The 17,142-nt window shown below is 72.5% G+C and carries 15 protein-coding genes; 10 read left to right on the top strand and 5 right to left on the bottom strand.

The genetic code is table 11. From position 1 onward, the window contains the following. Positions 1–14 precede the first annotated feature (14 nt). The 8 genes from ACIBQ6_RS39705 to ACIBQ6_RS39670 all read left to right on the top strand — a co-directional run bounded on the left by ACIBQ6_RS39705 (position 15) and on the right by ACIBQ6_RS39670 (position 10,292). A complete protein-coding gene (locus tag ACIBQ6_RS39705) occupies positions 15–1,742 on the top strand; it encodes a PspC domain-containing protein (protein WP_397218334.1) in 1,728 nt (575 codons plus the stop codon). Next, positions 1,732–1,935: a hypothetical protein gene (locus ACIBQ6_RS39700; RefSeq protein WP_358282264.1), complete on the top strand. Its 204-nt coding sequence runs from the start codon at positions 1,732–1,734 to the stop codon at positions 1,933–1,935. Before ACIBQ6_RS39705 ends, ACIBQ6_RS39700 begins: the two co-directional genes overlap by 11 nt. Before the next feature lie 72 nt (positions 1,936–2,007). Continuing rightward, positions 2,008–2,490: a (2Fe-2S)-binding protein gene (locus ACIBQ6_RS39695; protein WP_352362730.1), complete on the top strand. Its 483-nt coding sequence runs from the start codon at positions 2,008–2,010 to the stop codon at positions 2,488–2,490. 50 nt (positions 2,491–2,540) lie between these two features. Continuing rightward, positions 2,541–4,886: a xanthine dehydrogenase family protein molybdopterin-binding subunit gene (locus ACIBQ6_RS39690; RefSeq protein WP_397218458.1), complete on the top strand. Its 2,346-nt coding sequence runs from the start codon at positions 2,541–2,543 to the stop codon at positions 4,884–4,886. Further along, positions 4,883–5,737: an FAD binding domain-containing protein gene (locus ACIBQ6_RS39685; protein ID WP_397218332.1), complete on the top strand. Its 855-nt coding sequence runs from the start codon at positions 4,883–4,885 to the stop codon at positions 5,735–5,737. Before ACIBQ6_RS39690 ends, ACIBQ6_RS39685 begins: the two co-directional genes overlap by 4 nt. A gap of 75 nt (positions 5,738–5,812) precedes the next feature. Further along, entirely contained in the window at positions 5,813–6,511 is a 699-nt protein-coding gene (locus ACIBQ6_RS39680; RefSeq protein WP_397218330.1) for an SRPBCC family protein, read from the top strand. Positions 6,512–6,600: 89 nt separating this feature from the next. Then, the gene (locus ACIBQ6_RS39675) at positions 6,601–9,234 is read left to right on the top strand and encodes a CDP-glycerol glycerophosphotransferase family protein (protein ID WP_397218328.1); all 2,634 of its coding nucleotides are present in this window, start codon (positions 6,601–6,603) and stop codon (positions 9,232–9,234) included. Beyond that, the gene (locus tag ACIBQ6_RS39670) at positions 9,231–10,292 is read left to right on the top strand and encodes a glycosyltransferase (RefSeq protein WP_358282257.1); all 1,062 of its coding nucleotides are present in this window, start codon (positions 9,231–9,233) and stop codon (positions 10,290–10,292) included. Before ACIBQ6_RS39675 ends, ACIBQ6_RS39670 begins: the two co-directional genes overlap by 4 nt. Here the strand turns inward: ACIBQ6_RS39670 and ACIBQ6_RS39665 are convergent. Genes ACIBQ6_RS39665 through ACIBQ6_RS39655 form a run of 3 tightly spaced genes read right to left on the bottom strand, consistent with a single transcriptional unit; the run spans position 10,289 to position 13,705 of the window. Beyond that, complete coding sequence (locus ACIBQ6_RS39665; protein ID WP_358282256.1) at positions 10,289–11,320, bottom strand: sulfotransferase; 1,032 nt, start codon at positions 11,318–11,320, stop codon at positions 10,289–10,291. The genes ACIBQ6_RS39670 and ACIBQ6_RS39665 overlap by 4 nt on opposite strands. Positions 11,321–11,341: 21 nt before the next feature. Further along, positions 11,342–12,199, bottom strand: a complete 858-nt coding sequence (locus ACIBQ6_RS39660; RefSeq protein ID WP_397218326.1) for a CDP-alcohol phosphatidyltransferase family protein — start codon at positions 12,197–12,199, stop codon at positions 11,342–11,344. 48 nt (positions 12,200–12,247) lie between these two features. Beyond that, positions 12,248–13,705 (bottom strand): glycosyltransferase family 2 protein, encoded by a 1,458-nt coding sequence (locus ACIBQ6_RS39655; RefSeq protein ID WP_397218324.1) that lies wholly within the window; start codon positions 13,703–13,705, stop codon positions 12,248–12,250. A 124-nt stretch (positions 13,706–13,829) separates the two neighbouring features. On the opposite strand from ACIBQ6_RS39655, the gene ACIBQ6_RS39650 reads away from it, so the two are divergent. Continuing rightward, positions 13,830–14,354, top strand: coding sequence for a GNAT family N-acetyltransferase (locus ACIBQ6_RS39650; protein ID WP_397218322.1), 525 nt, complete (start codon positions 13,830–13,832; stop codon positions 14,352–14,354). Further along, on the top strand, positions 14,351–15,394 hold the full coding sequence (gene pseI / locus ACIBQ6_RS39645) for a pseudaminic acid synthase (RefSeq protein ID WP_397218319.1): 1,044 nt from the start codon (positions 14,351–14,353) through the stop codon (positions 15,392–15,394). Before ACIBQ6_RS39650 ends, pseI begins: the two co-directional genes overlap by 4 nt. On the opposite strand, the gene ACIBQ6_RS39640 is transcribed toward pseI, so the two are convergent. Both ACIBQ6_RS39640 and ACIBQ6_RS39635 read right to left on the bottom strand, forming a co-directional pair. Further along, positions 15,387–16,361 (bottom strand): PseG/SpsG family protein, encoded by a 975-nt coding sequence (locus ACIBQ6_RS39640; RefSeq protein ID WP_397218317.1) that lies wholly within the window; start codon positions 16,359–16,361, stop codon positions 15,387–15,389. The two genes, pseI and ACIBQ6_RS39640, sit on opposite strands and share 8 nt — an antisense overlap. After that, positions 16,358–17,086: a cytidylyltransferase domain-containing protein gene (locus tag ACIBQ6_RS39635; protein WP_397218315.1), complete on the bottom strand. Its 729-nt coding sequence runs from the start codon at positions 17,084–17,086 to the stop codon at positions 16,358–16,360. The genes ACIBQ6_RS39640 and ACIBQ6_RS39635 overlap by 4 nt, the downstream gene beginning before the upstream one ends. Positions 17,087–17,142 lie beyond the last annotated feature (56 nt).

Below are 17,142 nucleotides of genomic sequence, written 5' to 3'. Positions count from 1 at the left end.
TCCACGATGGTTCCATGACAGAAGCTCCGCCCAGGCAACCCGCCGCCCCGCCCCGGGAGCTGCGACGCAGCAGCGAGGGGCGCTTCCTCATGGGCGTCTGCGCCGGTCTCGGGCGGCACACCGGCATCGACCCCGTGGTGTTCCGCGTGGCGTTCGCCGTGCTCCTGCTCGGTTCGGGCATCGGGATCTTCCTGTACATCGCGGCCTACCTGCTGATGAAGGAGCCCAACGGCGGGCCGGGGATCATCGAGCAGTGGACCCGCCGCGACCTCGACGCCGAGGCCGTGATGGCGCTGCTCACGGCGGTGCTCGGGTTCGGCCTCGCGCTCAACCTCGCGACCGTCTGGCTCGACACCGGCACGCTGGTGGTCGGCGTGCTGCTGGCCGTCTCGCTGCTCGCGGCCCACTCCAGAGGCGTCGACCTGCTGGGCCTGGCCCGCTCGATGCCCGAGCGGCTCGGTCGCCGGCGCTCCCCCGACGCGGAGCCGCCCGCGCCGCCCTATGCGCCGCCCGCGTCCGCACCTCGGGTACGTCCCGCCGAACCCGGCTGGTCCGGCCTCGGCGACACCGTGACGGCCCACCCCGAGTCCCCGGCCCCGGCTCCGGCCCCGGCTCCCCGGCCGACGGCCGCCGCGCACGCCGAGGCCGTGGCCGCGCGGCTGCGGGCGATGTCCGCCGGCCGGCAGGCCGAGACACCTCGTACGGACCGGCCCGAAACCCCTGAAGCGGGACAGGCGGAGGCCGGCCGGGCCGAGATGTCGAAGATCGAGGCCGCACAGGCGATGGAGGCCGCCGGCGCCGTGACGGCGGAGCACCAGCTCCCCCGCGACGCGACCCGCCAGGCACAGACGCCCGGCGCAGAGGCCCCTGAGGCCCCCGAGGCCCCGAAGACGCGGGTCGAGGCCCCGCAGCCGCGGCCGCAAGCCGAGGCTCAGGCGGCGTCGCGGCAGGAGCCGCCCGCCTACCGCCCGCAGCCCAGGACCGCGATCGACTACAGCGGCTACGGCGAGCCCTTCGCCCCGAAGGGCCCCTACCGCCCGCTCGACCCGGCCAGGCGGTCCGGCCAGTCGCCCTACGACCCCGCCCTGTACGGCCGCCCGGCCCCTGCCCCGGCCCCCCGGGCCCGGCGCCCCAAGTCGTTCATCGGGGTCATCACCATCTTGCTCGCGATCATAGTGGGAGGGATCGTCGTGGCGGTCCAGGCCAGGTCGGCCGCGGGCGTGAGCCCGACCATCGTCGGCGGCGCCGTGCTCATCACCATCGGCGCCGGCCTGCTCATCGCCGCCTGGTGGGGCCGCGGCGCCGGTCTCGTCGCGGCGGGCACCACGGTCGCGCTGCTGATCGGCGTGGGGCTGATGCTGGGCAGCCTGCCGCGCAACTTCGGCGACTCCACCTGGTACCTGACCAAGCCCTCTGAGGCGGGCAAGGTCTACGACGTCGGCGTCGGCGACGGCCGGCTGGACCTGACGGAGCTGAAGGCGCTGCCGGGGACAAGCCTGACGTTCGACGCCCGGGTCTCCGTGGGCGAGCTGACGGTGATCGTGCCGCCGACGGCCAGGGTCGAGGTGCACGCGATGAACAAGGTCGGCGACATCAAGGTCGACCAGTCGATCAGGGGCGGCGTGGACGTCAAGTTCGACAAGGTGCTGGAGCCCGAGGTCAGGTCCGAGGACGAGGAGTTCACGATCGTGCTGAACCTGCGGGGCGGCCTGGGCGACATGGAGGTGCGGCGTGGCGCGTGACGTCGAGCGGGTCCGGCGCCTGCACCGGACCGACTGGATGGCCCTGCTGAGCGGCACGTTGTTCGTGGTGCTCGGCATCCTGGTGGTGACCCGCGTGCTCACGGACGCGCTGCTCCTGGTCGGGCTGACCGTGGTGGGGCTGGCCTTCGCGGGGGTGGTGGCGATCATCGCTCGGGTGGTCCGCGGCAAGTAACCCTTGACCGGGAAAAACACCGGCGTAGTTTCGGGTGTGTCCGCCTTTCCCCCTGCTCCTGAGGGAGGACGTATGCCCCGAATCACCGTCACCGTCGACGGGATCAAGTACGAGGAGGACGTCGAGCCGCGGCTCCTCCTCGTTCATCTACTCCGTGAGCGGCTCGGCAGGACCGGCACCCCGGTCGGCTGCGACACCAGCAACTGCGGCGCCTGCACGGTGCTGCTCGACGGCAAGAGCGTGAAGAGCTGCTCCGTGCTCGCCGTGCAGGCCGACGGCGGCGACGTCGTCACCGTCGAGGGCCTGGGCGCGAACGGGTCGATGCACCCGATGCAGCGGGCCTTCCACGAAGAGCACGCCTTGCAGTGCGGCTACTGCACCCCCGGCATGGTCATGGCCGCGATCGACCTGGTCCGGGAGGACCCGGAGCCGTCGGAGGAGTCGATCAGGCACGGGCTGGAGGGCAACCTGTGCCGCTGCACGGGCTACTGCAACATCGTGCGCGCCGTGAAGCGCGGCGCGCAGGAGATGGGGCAGGCGGTGAGGACGCAGTGAGCGAGCTGAGCCCTGAGGCCGTCGCCGGGCAGATCGCCGGCAGCGGCCAGATCAACGAGCCGGCCGGCGTGCACGAGGTGGGCCGGCCGCGCCGGCGCAAGGAGGACGCCAGGCTGCTGACGGGGCGTACGCGCTGGACGGACAACCTTTCCCGGCCCGGCACGCTGCACGTGATGTTCCTGCGCAGCCCGATGGCCCACGCCCGGATCACCCGGGTGGACGTGTCGGCGGCCCGCGGCCTGCCCGGCGTGGTGGCCGCGTTCAGCGGCCAGGACTTCGCCGCCGAGCAGGGCAGCCTGCCGTGCGCGTGGCCGGTGACCGACGACGTCGTCATCCCCGACCACCCGCCGATGGCCACCTCCGAGGTCCGGTACGTCGGCGAGGCCGTGGCCTGCGTGGTCGCGACCGACCGGTACCGGGCGGCCGACGCGCTGGAGGCCATCGAGATCGACTACGAGCCGCTGCCCGCGGTGCTCGACATGACCGAGGCGCTGTCGCCGGACAGCCCGAAGGTGCACGAGGCGGGCAACCAGGCGTTCTCCATGAAGATCACCTCGGGTGACATCGACGCGGCGTTCGAGGGCGCCGCCGTCGTGGTGGACCGGACGTACGTGCAGCAGCGGCTCATCCCGACGGCCATGGAGCCGCGGGCGGTGCTGGTGGACACCGACGGCGACTCGTTCACGATGTGGACCTCCACCCAGATCCCGCACATCCTGCGCGTCATGCTCGCGGTGGTGACCGGCATCCCCGAGCACGACCTGCGGGTGATCGCCCCCGACGTGGGCGGCGGCTTCGGCTCGAAGTTGCAGGTCACCGCCGAGGAGGTGCTCTGCCTGCTGATGGCGCGCCGGCTGGGCCGGCCGGTCAAGTGGACGGAGTCCCGCTCCGAGGGCAACCTGACCGTGCACCACGGCCGCGACCAGCTCCAGCACATCCGGCTCGCGGCCGACGCCGACGGGCGCATCCGGGGGCTCCAGGTCGACCTGCTGGCCGACATGGGCGCGTACCTGATGCTGGTGACGCCGGGGGTGCCGCTGCTCGGGGCGTCCATGTTCAACGCGATCTACAAGATGGACGCCTACGAGTTCGGCTGCCGGGGCGTGTTCACCACCAAGATGCCGACGGACGCCTACCGGGGCGCGGGCCGTCCGGAGGCGACGTTCGGCATCGAGCGGACGATGGACGAGCTCGCCGCCGAGCTGGGCCTGGACCCGCTGGAGGTGCGCCGGCGCAACTGGATCAGGCACGAGGAGTTCCCGTACACGACGATCTCGGGGCTGACCTACGACTCGGGCAACTACGAGGCGGCCACGGAGCGGGCGCTGTCGCTGTTCGGCTACGACAAGCTGCGGGCCGAGCAGGCCGACCGGCGGGACCGGGGCGATCCGGTGCAGCTCGGGATCGGGGTCAGCACGTACACGGAGATGTGCGGGCTGGCGCCGTCGAGGCTGCTCGGGGCGGCCAGGTTCGGGGCGGGCGGCTGGGAGCACGGCTCGGTGCGCATGTTGCCGACCGGCAAGGTCGAGGTCATCACCGGCACGTCCCCGCACGGCCAGGGGCACGTGACGGCGTGGAGCCAGATCGTGGCCGACGCGCTGGGCGTGCCGTTCGAGGACGTGCGGGTGCTGCACGGCGACACGGCCGTCGCGCACAAGGGCATGGACACCTACGGCTCGCGCTCGCTGGTCGTGGGCGGCATCGCCGTGCTCCAGGCGTGCGAGAAGGTCAGGGAGAAGGCCAGGAAGCTGGCCGCCCACATGCTGGAGTGCTCGCCCGACGACCTGGAGTTCGACGGCGGCGTGTTCAAGGTGCGCGGCACCGGGTCGGGCCGCACGATCCAGGAGCTGGCCTACGCCGCGTTCCAGGCGCACGACCTGCCCGCCGGCGTGGAGGCGCGGCTGGACTCCGAGGCCACCTTCGACCCGGACAACTACTCCTTCCCGCACGGCACGCACCTGTGCGCGCTGGAGGTGGACACCGAGACGGGCATGACCAGGATCCGCTCGTACGTGGCCGTGGACGACGTCGGCAAGGTGGTCAACCCGCTGATCGTCGAGGGCCAGGTGCACGGCGGCATCGCACAGGGCGTGGCGCAGGCGCTGTTCGAGGAGGCCGTCTACGACTCCGAGGGCAACCTGCTGACCGCGACCATGGCCGACTACCTGCTGCCGTCGGCGGCGGACCTGCCGTCGTTCACGACGGACCGCACCGAGACCCCCGCAACGGGCAACCCGCTGGGCGTCAAGGGCGTCGGCGAGGCGGGCACGATCGCCTCCACCCCGGCGGTGGTGAACGCGATCGTGGACGCGCTGCGGCCCTACGGCGTCGGCGACATCCGGATGCCGTGCACGCCCGAGCGTGTCTGGCGAGCGCTGGAAGGAGCGCGGCGATGATCCCCGCACCGTTCGACTACGTGCGTCCCGACTCGCTCTCGGCGGCCTGCGCGGAGCTCGCCGCCGACGAGGACGCCAAGGCGCTGGCCGGTGGGCAGTCGTTGCTGCCGTTGTTGCGGTTGCGGCTGGCGTATCCGTCCAAGCTGGTGGACATCGGGCGGCTGCCCGGCCTGAACGGCGTGCACGACCGGGGCGACCACGTCTTCATCGGCGCTCTGGCCACGCACGACGAGGTCATGCGGTCCCCGGTGGTGAACGCCGGCGCCCCGCTGGTGGCGCTGGCCACGGCCAGGGTGGCCGACCCCGCGATCAGGCACCGGGGCACGTTCGGCGGCTCGCTGGCGCACGCCGACCCGGCCGGTGACCTGCCGGCCGTGGTGCTGGCGCTGGACGGCGTGATCGTGGCCGCGTCGGCGCGGGGCGAACGGGAGATCCCGGCCGCCGAGTTCTTCGTCGACTACCTGGAGACGTCGCTGCGCGCCGGGGAGATCCTGGTCGGCGTGAAGGTGCCGAAGCTGGGCGAGGGCTGGGGCTTCCACTACGAGAAGTTCCACCGGACCGCGCAGTCGTGGGCGATCGTCGGCGTGGCGGCCGCGGTCAGGCGTGCCAACGGCTCGATCGCCGAGGCCAGGGTCGCGCTGACGAACATGGGCCCGACCCCGGTGCGCGCCCGCGCGACCGAGACCGCGTTGCGCGGCGTCGAGCTCGGCGACCGGGTGCGGCAGGCGTGCGAGGAGGCGGCGGAGGGCACCTCGCCCCCCGCCGACCTGCACGCCCAGCCCGACTACCGCCGTCACCTGGCCCGGGTGCTGACCCATCGGGCAGTGCGCACGGCCGCCGGAACCCCCTGAGTGAGGCGGGGGCGCCTCTTCCGGGCGCCCCCGCCCCGACGTAGTGTCGCAACCAACCTCGGAAGGAGCGGATCGATGGCGATGCGGTTCGAGCACGAGTTCACTGTCCCGGTTACGGTCGAGCAGGCGTGGGCGGTGCTGCTCGACGTCGAACGGGTCGCGCCGTGCCTGCCCGGGGCGACGCTCGACATCTTCGAGGGCGACGAGTTCACCGGCCGGATGAAGGTCAAGGTCGGCCCGATCACCGTCACCTACCGGGGCTCGGCCAGGTTCGAGGACGTCGACAAGGATTCCCACACGCTGACCATCCAGGCGTCGGGCAAGGAGGCCAGGGGCTCCGGCACGGCCTCGGCCACGGTCAGGGCGCGCATGACGCCGGCCGAGGGAGGCACCTCGGTGGCCGTGGAGACGACGTTCAACGTGACCGGGCGGCCGGCGCAGTTCGGGCGCGGGGTCATGGCCGAGGTCGGGGCCAAGCTGATCGACAGGTTCGCCGGCAACCTCGCCCAGCTCCTCTCCGAGCCCATGGTGGAGCCGGTCGCACCCCAGGAGCAGCCCCAGGAGGAGGAGGAGCGGCACCTGAGCGCGGTGACCGTCCCCGAGCCGGACGTGCGGCCCGCGGGCACGCTGCGGACCTCGCGCACACCCGACGAGGAGGCGCTCGACCTGATGGAGATCGCCGGGCAGCCGCTGCTCAGGCGGCTGGCGCCGATCGCGGGCGGCCTGCTGGCGCTCACGATCCTCATCTGGGTGGTTCGTCGCCTTATGCGCTGATTTTCAGCAAAAACCACATAAAGTCCGGTCACTTCCCGCTATCAGGGGGAAGTGCCATTCCCGCAGGTCATTTCTGGGGGGACATGGGCATGCCGGACTGCAGCGTCGTCGTGATCTCGTACAACGACGCGGCCCGTCTGCCCAGGGCCGTGCGTTCGGTGTTGCGGCAGACGTTGCGCGACCTGGAAGTGATCATCTCCGACGACGCGAGCACCGACGGCACGCCCGAGGTGGCCGCGCGGCTCATGGCCGAGGACCCGCGGGTGCGCTACCTGCGCAGGCAGAGCAACAGCGGCGGCTGCGGAGCCCCGCGCAACGACGGCATCGACGCGGCCAGGGCGCCGTACGCCATGTTCCTCGACAGCGACGACGAGCTGCCCAGGCACGCGTGCAAGAGCCTGCTCACCGAGATCGAGCGCACCGGCGCCGACTTCGTGTCGGGGCAGATCTCCCGGCTGTTCGAGCGGGACGGACGCCTGCGCCCGTACTATCCGTCGTTGTTCGCCCGGCGGCGGGTGGTCGAGGGCATCCGCGCGGAGCCCGAGCTCTTCCTCGACTCCTTCAGCACCAACAAGCTCTACAACGTCGCCTGGCTGCGCGACAACGTGCTGCGCTTCCCCGAGGACATCCACTACGAGGACCACGTCTTCGCCACCGAGCTGTACGCGCTGGCCCGCCGGTTCGCGATCGTGCCGTGGGTGGTCTACCACTGGCACCGGGCGAGCTCGAACGAGTCGATCTCGCTGAGCATCGACGAGATGGACAACGTGCGGCAGCGGGTGATCGCGGCCCGGCTGAGCGACGACATCCTGCGCGGCTACGGCGCGCACGACCTGGTGCCGCACCGGCAGTACCGGTTCCTGCGGCAGGACCTGCGGGTCTACCTCAACCCGCTGCCCGCGCGCGACCCGGTGTGGGTCAAGGAGTTCGCCTCGGTCGTGCGGCCGTACCTGGAGGAGATCCCCGGCGCGGTGTTCGACCGGATCGAGCCGATGGACCGGGTCTGCTGCCGGCTCATCCTGGACGACCGGATCGAGGACCTGCGGGTGGCGGCCGGCTCGCTGACCGGCCCCCGGGCCGCGCCGCGGGCGGCCGTGCAGGTGGACGGGCGCACGTACTGGGGAACCACGGCCGCGCCGGGGCTGGACATCACCGCGCTGCGCCTGGCCGAGCTGCCCTACACCGACTCCCGGCTGCGGCACGAGGTGACCGGCCTGGCCACGAACGGCGAGCGGGTGCGGATGACCGTGCGCACCTACGACCCGTTCGGCGTGCTGCCGGCCGAGTGGGACGCCTTCCTGGAGGCGGGCCGGGAACGGGTGCCGATCCGGCCGGTCCCCTCGGGCGACGGCGGCTACGTCAGCCAGGTCGTCTTCGCGCCCTGCGGCAGGAGCGACCTGCGCATCGGCTTCCGGCGCCGCCCCGACGGCCACGTCACCACCGACCGGCTGATCGTGGACCCCAACCTGGAGCCGATCGAGCTGCCCGGCTGCACGGTGAAGGCCGAGGGCTACGCCGCCTACCTGTGCGTGCGCACGCACTCGCGCACCCGCTCGGCGCTGCGGCGGGCGCGACGGCTGCTGCTCAGGAAGCTCAACACACCGCGTGCCAAGCTGCGCGCGTACAAGCTGCTGATCAGGGTGGTGCCGCGGCGTGACGACCTCGCCCTGTTCGAGTCGGACGTCGGCAAGGGCTACAACGGCAGCCCCCGCGCCATCTACGAGGAGGTGCGGCGGCGCGGCCTGCCGATCGAGGCGGTCTGGTCGGTCGCCAAGGGCCGCAAGAACTTCCCCGCCGACGTGCGGCTGGTCCGCCGGGGAAGCTGGCGCTACCTGTGGACGATGGCCCGCGCCGGGATCTGGGTGGACAGCCACGGCTTCCCGCTGGACTACCCCAAGCCGCCCGGCACCCGCTACCTGCAGACCTGGCACGGGCAGGGCATCAAGTCGATCGGCTTCGACGCGCCCGACCTGCGCGGCGACTTCGACCGGCCGCGCGAGCAGTGGCGGGCCGCCGTCGCCCGGTGGGACGCGCTGGTCTCGCCGAGCGCCGAGTTCTCGCGGGTGTTCCTGCCCTCCAACGGCTACGACGGCAAGGTCTACCGGTGCGGCACCCCGCGCTGCGACGCGCTGGTGCGGGCGGAGGCGGCCGGCGACGTGCGGGCCCGGCTGGAGATCCCGCCGGGGCGCAAGGTCCTGCTCTACGCGCCCACCTACCGCGACCGGGACAGGACGAGCGGCCGTTCGGTACGCGCCGACCTGGACCTCATGGCCGCGGAGCTGGCCGGCGAGTGGGTGGTGGTGCTGCGCACGCATCCGGTCGAGAAGTACGACCCGCCCGAGCGGCTCAGGCACTTCGTGCGGCCGGCCGCGTCCTATCCGGAGATCAACGACCTGATGCTGGCCTCCGACGCGCTGCTGACCGACTACTCGTCCGTGATGTGCGACTACGCGCTGACCGGCCGGCCGATGGTGTTCCTCATCGACGACTGGGACGACTACCGGCTCTCCGAGCGCGGCGTCTACCACGACCTGCCCGCCATCGCCCCTGGCCCGTGCGTGACGACCACGGCCGAGCTGGTGGACGTGCTGCGGAACCTGCCCGAGGTGCACGCCGCCTTCGCCGCCAAGTACGCCGCCTTCCGCGCCCTGTGGTGCGCCGACGAGCACGGCGACGCCTCCGCCCGCATCGTGGACGACTTCTTCGAAGGGCGCACGCGATGACCGTCGTCTTCGCCTGCCTGGACGCCGACACGCTCGGCGGCGTCCAGCGGGTCACCCACACCCTGGCCCAGGGCCTGGCCGAACGCGGCCACGAGGTGCACGTCGTCGGCCTGCACCGCGCCGCCGCGCCCTTCCGCTACGTGGACCGGCCGCTCTACCGGCAGCACGTCGTGGGCGGCCCGCTCGGCGAGCAGGGCCCGCTGGCCAGGCGGCTGGCCGACCGCAGGGTGAAGGAGCTGCTGCGCGGCGTGCGCCCCGGGTACGCGGTGCTGACGTCGCCTTCGGTGGTGACCAGGCTGTCAGGGCTGCTGCCCGCCGGGTTCCGCTCGATCGGCCAGTACCACGGCTCCTACGACCACGCCCGCGACTGCTGGCACCTGGCCTCGATCAAGAAGCACTACCCCGACCTCGACCAGGCGCTCTTCCTCAGCGACGACGACGCCTGGGCCTTCTCCGAGCACGCCCTGCTGCCCAACGCCTGGACGCTGCCCAACCCGCTGGGCGCCTGGCCGCGGGAGACGTCGGCGCTGGACGTGCCGCGGGTGCTGGGCGTGGGGCGACTGGAGGGCGTCAAGCGGTTCGACCGGCTGATCAGCGCGTTCGCCCGCGCCGAGCCGCCGCCGTCCTGGGAGCTGCATCTGATCGGCGACGGCGCGGAACGCGAGCGGCTGCGGGCGCACGCGGCCCGGGAGGGCGTCGCGGACCGGGTGGTCTTCCGCGGCCTGGTGCCCGCTCACCGGATGCGGGAGGAGTACCTGAACGCCTCGCTGGTGGCGCTGACCAGCGAGCACGAGGGCCTGCCGGTCGTGCTGCTGGAGGCGTGCGCCCACGGGGTTCCGTCGGTGGCCTTCGACGTGTCGGGCGGCGTGCGCTCGGCGGGCCCGGTACGGGTGCCGCCGGGGGACGTGGACGCGTTCGCCGCCGAGCTGGCCGCGCTGATGGGATCGGCGCAGGAGAGGCGGCGGCTGGGGGCCGCCGCCCGGGCACGGGCCGAGGCGTTCCGCCTCGACCACGTGCTGGACCGCTGGGAGCGGCTGTTCGCGCACATCCAGCGCTAGACGGTCACCTCGGGACGCTGCTGCGGGATGCCGGCCAGCGACTTCTGCGTGGAGGTGAGCAGCGCGCCGACCGGGCTGGGCTCGCGCAGCCGGTTGAAGCGGTCGCGCATGGCCTTGCGCGACCGGCTGGCCTTGCGCTTCTGCATGGTCTTCTGGCAGGCCGTCAGGTGCTCCTTGGCCGGCCTGGGCGCGCCGGTCAGCTCGTAGCCGTTGGCCTGGAGGCGCTCGCCGAGGACCTGCTCGCAGAGCGCGATCTCCCAGTCGTCCAGGCGGTTGGCCCAGCTCCCGACCCGGCTGCGGGTGACCTCGCGGTGGGTGTTGCTGTGCCAGACCTTGTGCTGCGGGACGGCCTGGACGGCGGCCTCGCGGGGGGAGATCATCGACGGCGCGAAGTCCTCCTCCAGGAAGTGGCAGAGCTTCTTCATCTCGGTCATCGGGTCGTCGGTGAGGTCTTCGTAGCGCAGCTCGTAGTAGGTGTCGTCGGGCAGCGTGCGCCGCAGCCGCTCGCCGGCGTCGATGGCCTCGGCCCAGGTGGAGATCGCGTGGAAGGAGTCCAGCGTGTACCAGGGCATCTCCTTCAGCGAGGCCACGCAGTCGCGGCCGTCCCTGATCAGGTGGATGAACTGGGCGTCGGGGAAGAGGCGCAGCAGCAGGTCGGTCTGCTTGACGTAGCTGGGCCTCTTGTCGCCCCAGCGGGCCTTGTCGAAGCGGTCGGCGTACATGCGGAAGGCGGTGCCGATGACCGAGCCGAGCGAGCCCGGCCCCTCCACGGCCTGCCGGATGAACTCGTCCTTGTCGATCTTGAGCTCGCGGAACTTCGTGCTGCGGTCGGTCGCGATCCACTGCGCCAGTGCCTTGCGCCGCTGGGGGACCCGCAGGTCGCCCCATGTGCGGCGCCGGTAATAAGCGGGAACGAGGAAGCGCGTCTCCGGCGGCACCGCCATGCGCGGGTGCGAGTGGAGCATGAGCTGGAGCATCGTGGTGCCGGACCGCGGGCATCCAATGACGAAGACTGGCCGGTCGGACATTTCGTACTAACCCCCGAAAACTTAGACGAGAACGTGCTCTCGGCTCTCCTGGGAGGGCACGCTGTGCCTGCGCGTGAAGAGCCACATCCGGTAGACAAGGAAGATCTCGTTGGCCAGGAGCAGGACGCCGGCGGCCATGGCGAGCGGGATCAGCGCCCACGCCCCCGTGAGCGGCGCCACCACGAAGACCGCCGCGTGGAACTCGATGCCGCTGATCAGGTGCGAACGCACCCGGTGCCTGGCCAGGAACCTGTTGAGGCGCCTGAAGAAGGAAGGCAGCCGCCGCCTGCGGCCGCCGGGGCGCGGACCGCGCTCCACGAGCAGGTGCAGGTCGAGGTCCGCGGGCGCACACTCCAGCGGGACGGTGTCCTCGCCGGGCAGCTCCGGCTCGCCCCGCTCCTCCCTGACCGCCTCGCGCACCCGCTTCATCTGCGGGGCGTTGACGTACCTGAACAGGTCGAGCACGGCCACCGCCGCGCCGAGCACCACGTACCGGACATCGTCCGTCAGGACGTACTGCCCGTACGCCAGCCCCCCGGCGCACAGGACGACCCTGACCCGGTCCCCCACGTAGTCCAGCCAGAGGCCGAAGGGCGTCCCCGTGCCCTTGAGCCGGGCTATCTTGCCGTCCACGCAGTCGATGGTGAAGCTCAGGTAGAACATCAGGGCGCCGGCGACGAGCTGGTCCAGCGCGAAGCAGGCCGCTGACACCATGCCGAGGACCAGCGAGAACACCGTGAGCCCGTTGGGCGTGATCCGGGTGCGGTTGGCGACGGGAAGGGCGACCCGGCAGGCGACCGGATCCACGAAATACACGGTCCACCAGGAGTCTCTCCGCTTGCGTGTCTCGTAGACGTCATCCAGCGAATAGGTCCTCATGGATCCCAGCATGGCTACGGAACGCCGTCTGACGATTACTGTCTGGAACTACTGGGGCATGTCCATGCCGCTTCTTGACCAACCCTGCAGGGAAAACCGCCACGCACCGTGCGCGTCTCCGTCCCGGAACGAGCCCTTGAGCACGAGCCCGCGGGTCTCGGCCTTGACCAGGAGCCGCCAGGTCGGGCCGCCGCCTTCGAGCGCCCTGGGGTCGATGTCGGCCACCACGCCGTGGCGGCCGGCGCGCCGGACCTCCAGGGGCACCCGGCGGCGTCCGTCGCTCAGCCACACGTTGACCTTGCCCACCTTGCGCTCGACCCGGTGGATGGCCACCTCGCCGCGCAGGCGGTACGCGGCGCCCGTCCAGGAGCAGTCGTCCACCCTGGCGATCAGCTTGAGCTCGTCGCGGGCGTCGTAGACGTCGTCGGGGATGCCGAGCCGCCGTCGCCGCCGGAAGTAGGGGTAGTCGCCGTACCAGTTGACGGTGCGGAAGCCGCGGGGGCGCACCCGGGTGCCGTCCACGCGGCTGCGCCGGAAGTCGCGGACCGCGCGCAGCTCGTCGATCATGCCGCGCCGGACGAGGTGCAGCTCCAGGCGGCGCAGCGAGGGCGCGCCGGCCAGCGCACGAGGGCTCAGCTCGTCCAGCCAGGCGTCGGCCAGCCCCAGCAGCGGCACCAGGTCCTCGCCCGCCTCCCGCGCCGACTCCAGCGCCTGGAACAGGAAGACGATGTCCTTCTCCAGCACCAGGGCGTCGAACTCGGGCAGCAGCTCCGGCGCGCCGTCGTCCAGGAAGGCGCGCACGGCGCGGATGGCGGTCAGGCGCTCGTGCAGGTTGGGCAGCTGCGAGCGGCGTTGCGTGATCGAGGTCTCCCCCTCGTCGCGCCGGCGCCAGTGGTAGACGACGTCGTCCACCATGTCGACGCTGGTGGCCAGGACGTGGGCCTGCATGGCGACCGGCACGTCCTCGTAGATGCCGGCGGGGAAGCGCAGGCCGTGCCGCCGCCAGAAGTCGGCGCGGTAGACCTTGTTCCACACCGTACGGTCCCTGACCAGCACCTTCTTGTCGGTGATGTGGGTGCACAGCACGGGCCGCCGGAAGACGCGCTCGTGCAGGATCGACTCCTCCAGCACGCCGTCCACCATGCGCCTGACCGCGCCGCACGCCAGGTCGGAGCCGGTCTCCCCGAGCTTGGCGATCAGCACCTCGTACGCGTGCGGCGGCACGACGTCGTCGCTGTCGGCGAAGGCCAGATAGGTGCCCCTGGCCCGCCTGACGCCCTCGTTCCGGGCCGGCCCCGGCCCCAGGTTCTGCTGCTCGATCAGCGTGAAGCGGGGATCTCGGGCCACGAAGTCGTCGGCCAGCCGCCGGCTGCCGTCGATCGAGCCGTCGTCGACCATGATGACCTCGAAGTCCTCCATGGTCTGGGCGGCCAGCGATTTCAGGCACTCCGTCAGGTACGGCTCCACGTTGTGGACCGGGACGACGACACTGAGCAGGGGGATCATGACGCTCCTTGGCTTTCGTGGAAGGCGGTCGAGGGCAGCATGCCGTGGCCGCCTCGCCTGTTCCGCGTTCGATGCCCGTCCCTGATGAGCTCTTTACCCGGCATCGAATCCGCTACGTTGTGCAATGAGTCGAGCACGAATGGTAGGGGGAGCGGTGCTGAGACGCGTCCGGGACGATGATCTGCCCGTTATGCGCCACTGGCGCAACCATCCGAAAGTGCGCGCCGCCAGCTTCACCGGCCACGAGATCTCCGAGGACGAGCACGCCCGCTGGTGGGCCGCCGTCCGCGCGGACGCGACCAGGCAGGTGCTGATCTACGACCACGACGGAACCGGCGCAGGGGTCGTGACGTACTCGGAGCTCGGCGGCGACAGCGCCTACTGGGGCTTCTACCTCGACCTCGACGGCCTCGAACGGTCCGGCGCGGTGCTGAGGGCGTGGGTGGGCCTGGAGCGGGCCGCCATCGACCACGCGTTCGGCCCGCTCGGCCTGACGACCCTGCGCGGCGAGGTGCTGGCCGACAACGAGCCGGTACGGCGGCTGCACAGGCGCTTCGGGTTCGCCGAGGTCGCGACCTACCGGATGCCGGTCGACGGGGTGCCGCGCGAGGTCGTCGCCGTCCAGCTGACCAAGGAGGAGCAAGGATGATGTCCATCGGAGGGCGGACGATCGGGGCCGACCGGCCGCCGTTCGTGATCGCCGAGATGTCCGGCAACCACAACGGCAGCCTGGAGCGGGCCCTCGCCATCGTCGACGCGGCGGCGGCCGGCGGCGCGCACGCGCTGAAGCTGCAGACCTACCGGCCCGACACGATCACCGTCGACGCCGACGGCCCCGCCTTCCGCGTGGGCGACGGGCACGCGCTGTGGGGCGGCGAGAACCTCTACCGGCTGTACGAACGCGCCCACACCCCCTGGGAGTGGCACGAGCCGATCTTCGAGCGGGCCCGCGAGCACGGCCTCCTGGCCTTCTCCGCGCCCTTCGACCCCACGGCCGTGGAGCTGCTGGAGAAGCTCGACACGCCGGCGTACAAGATCGCGTCGTCGGAGATCGTCGACCTGCCGCTGATCAGGCTGGCCGCCTCCACCGGCAAGCCGCTGGTCATCTCCACCGGCATGGCCACGGCGGGCGAGATCGAGGCGGCGGTGGCGGCGGCCCGCGAGGCGGGCTGCACGCAACTCGCCGTGCTGTCCTGCACCGCCTCCTACCCCGCCTCCCCCGCCGAGAGCAACCTGCGCTCGCTGCCGCTGCTGGCCGCGCTCACCGGCGCCGAGGTCGGCGTCTCCGACCACACCCCCGGCATCGGGGCCGCCCTGGCGGCGGTCGCGCTGGGCGCGTGCCTGATCGAGAAGCACGTGACGTTGTCGCGGGCCGACGGCGGCGTCGACGCGGCCTTCTCGCTGGAGCCGCCCGAGCTGGCGGCGCTGGTGGAGGAGAGCGAGCGCGCGTGGCAGTCGCTGGGCCGGCCGGTGCTCGGGCCGCGCGAGTCCGAGCGCGAGGGCCTGCGTTTCCGCCGCTCGCTCTACGTGGTGCGCGACGTACGCGCGGGCGAGGCGGTGACCAGGGAGAACGTCCGGTCGATCCGCCCCGCCGGCGGCCTGCCCCCCGACGCCATCGACGAGGTGACCGGCCGCCGCTTCACCCGTGACGCGCCCCTCGGCACGCCGCTGACCTGGGACCTCATCTGACCCACAGGTCGAGGAAGGCGTCGGCGACGCGTTCCCTGCCCTTGCCGTCGACCAGCCCGCCGCCCCGCCTGCCGTGCTCCTCCCGCAGCGCGGGGTCGGCGAGCAGCCGGGCGAGCACGCCGACGGCCTCGGCGTCGGCCGCCCGGCCCAGCCCCGCGGCCACCCCCCGGCCCACCAGCGCCCGGTAGCCGGCGAGCTGGTTGTCGGCCACCCAGCTCAGCGCCGTGGGCACGCCGAGGTGCAGCAGCTCCCAGATGGCCGACCCGGCGGCGGTGACCACGAGGTCGGCGGCCGCCATCAGCTCGGGCAGGCGGTCGGTGGGCGGGATGACGGTGATGCCCTCGCCCGCCTCGAACGGCTCCGGGCTGACCAGCGTGGCCTGGAACGGCACGCCCGTGCAGGCCAGCGCCTCCGCCCAGGCGGGGGCCACGCCCGCGCTGTCGGTGCCGCCGAAGAAGCACAACACCCGCGGCACCGGCCCCGGCTGCCGCACCCTGCGCCGCCCCCGGACGCTGTCGCGCAGCAGCGCGTACCGGGTGCCGGCGAGCCGCCAGGAGTCGCGCGGCAGCGGGAAGGGCTGGTCCTCGGCGCCGAGGTTCTGGTCGAGGTAGAGGTCGGCCTCCTGGCCCAGCGGGTCGCCGTCGACGATCGCCAGCACCGGGAAGCCCGCCGCCCGCAGCGCCCCGCCGGTGCCCTCGGGCAGCTCGTAGGAGTCCAGCACCACGGCGTCGAGCCGCAGCTCGCACGCCAGCGCGGCGAGCCGGTCGGGCCGCCCGGGGGCCGCCACCAGCGGCAGGCCACGGCTCCTGAGCTGGTCCATGGCCCATTCCGAACCGGAGACCGCGCCGAGGAAGACCACCTCGACGCCCCGCGCGCACAGCTCCTCGGCCAGCGCCACGCACCGCACCAGATGTCCGGCCCCACTCCCCGCCGCGGCGTCGCAGCGCACGCCCACCCGCCCGCTCATGCGTCCTGCAGCTCCTTCTGGCGCACGTGGGCGTTGAGCCCGCAGACCTCGGGCCGGGCCCGCAGCCAGCTCACCAGCGTGCGCACCGGGACGCAGGCGTCACCCAGCTCCTCGACCACGCGGGCGATGAGCCGCCAGTCGTCCTCGGTGTCGAGGGTGACCCGCAGGTCGTCGGCCGCGGGCTGGTGGGCGAGGCCGAGCAGCCGCGACTCGCCCGGGTGCGCGTAGACGTAGGAGGTCACGTGGGTGCGGTGGAAGCCGGTGGCCTCGGCGGCGGCGCGCTCCAGGGCCGCCCGGCCGACGATCTCCACGTCGAGCCCGCGCGGCAGCGTCCTGGCCAGGCTCGTGCTGAGGTAGTCGAGGCCCGGGACCGCGCGGAAGACCAGCGCCGCCTCCCTGACCACGACGGGGTCGAGCAGCGGGCAGTCGGCCGTGAAGCGCATCACCGCCTCCGCCTCCCGGCCGGCCAGCGCCTGCATGAACCGGGTGAGCACGTCGTCGACGGGCCCGCGATGGCAGGCCACGCCGAGCCGGTCGCACTCGGCCGCCACCGCGTCGTCGGCGGCCTGCGTAGTCGTGGCCACCACGAGGTCGTCGAGCGCCCGCGACTCGCGCGCGGCGCGCACGACCCAGCCCAGGACGGACCGCCCCCCGAGGTCGCGCAGCACCTTCCCGGGCAGCCGAGTGGAGCCCATCCGAGCCTGGATGATTCCGACAATACGCATCAAAATCACATTCCCCCGTGTGACCATACGTGGTTGATCGATCGCGCTATGCTACC

Origin of the sequence: Nonomuraea sp. NPDC049655, from assembly GCF_044465465.1 — a bacterium.
Taxonomy (GTDB): domain Bacteria; phylum Actinomycetota; class Actinomycetes; order Streptosporangiales; family Streptosporangiaceae; genus Nonomuraea.
The sequence above is the reverse complement of the archived record's forward strand: the minus strand, read 5'-3'. Positions and strand labels throughout refer to the sequence as shown.

Bases quoted from the DNA above. Each gene is read 5' to 3' on its own strand.
- pseI (WP_397218319.1), top strand. From the start codon at position 14,351: ATGATGTCCATCGGAGGGCGGACGATCGGGGCCGACCGGCCGCCGTTC.
- ACIBQ6_RS39695 (WP_352362730.1), top strand. From the start codon at position 2,008: ATGCCCCGAATCACCGTCACCGTCGACGGGATCAAGTACGAGGAGGAC.
- ACIBQ6_RS39650 (WP_397218322.1), top strand. From the start codon at position 13,830: ATGAGTCGAGCACGAATGGTAGGGGGAGCGGTGCTGAGACGCGTCCGG.
- ACIBQ6_RS39660 (WP_397218326.1), bottom strand. From the start codon at position 12,199: ATGAGGACCTATTCGCTGGATGACGTCTACGAGACACGCAAGCGGAGA.
- ACIBQ6_RS39635 (WP_397218315.1), bottom strand. From the start codon at position 17,086: ATGCGTATTGTCGGAATCATCCAGGCTCGGATGGGCTCCACTCGGCTG.
- ACIBQ6_RS39670 (WP_358282257.1), top strand. From the start codon at position 9,231: ATGACCGTCGTCTTCGCCTGCCTGGACGCCGACACGCTCGGCGGCGTC.
- ACIBQ6_RS39665 (WP_358282256.1), bottom strand. From the start codon at position 11,320: ATGTCCGACCGGCCAGTCTTCGTCATTGGATGCCCGCGGTCCGGCACC.
- ACIBQ6_RS39675 (WP_397218328.1), top strand. From the start codon at position 6,601: ATGCCGGACTGCAGCGTCGTCGTGATCTCGTACAACGACGCGGCCCGT.
- ACIBQ6_RS39640 (WP_397218317.1), bottom strand. From the start codon at position 16,361: ATGAGCGGGCGGGTGGGCGTGCGCTGCGACGCCGCGGCGGGGAGTGGG.
- ACIBQ6_RS39685 (WP_397218332.1), top strand. From the start codon at position 4,883: ATGATCCCCGCACCGTTCGACTACGTGCGTCCCGACTCGCTCTCGGCG.
- ACIBQ6_RS39705 (WP_397218334.1), top strand. From the start codon at position 15: ATGACAGAAGCTCCGCCCAGGCAACCCGCCGCCCCGCCCCGGGAGCTG.
- ACIBQ6_RS39655 (WP_397218324.1), bottom strand. From the start codon at position 13,705: ATGATCCCCCTGCTCAGTGTCGTCGTCCCGGTCCACAACGTGGAGCCG.
- ACIBQ6_RS39680 (WP_397218330.1), top strand. From the start codon at position 5,813: ATGGCGATGCGGTTCGAGCACGAGTTCACTGTCCCGGTTACGGTCGAG.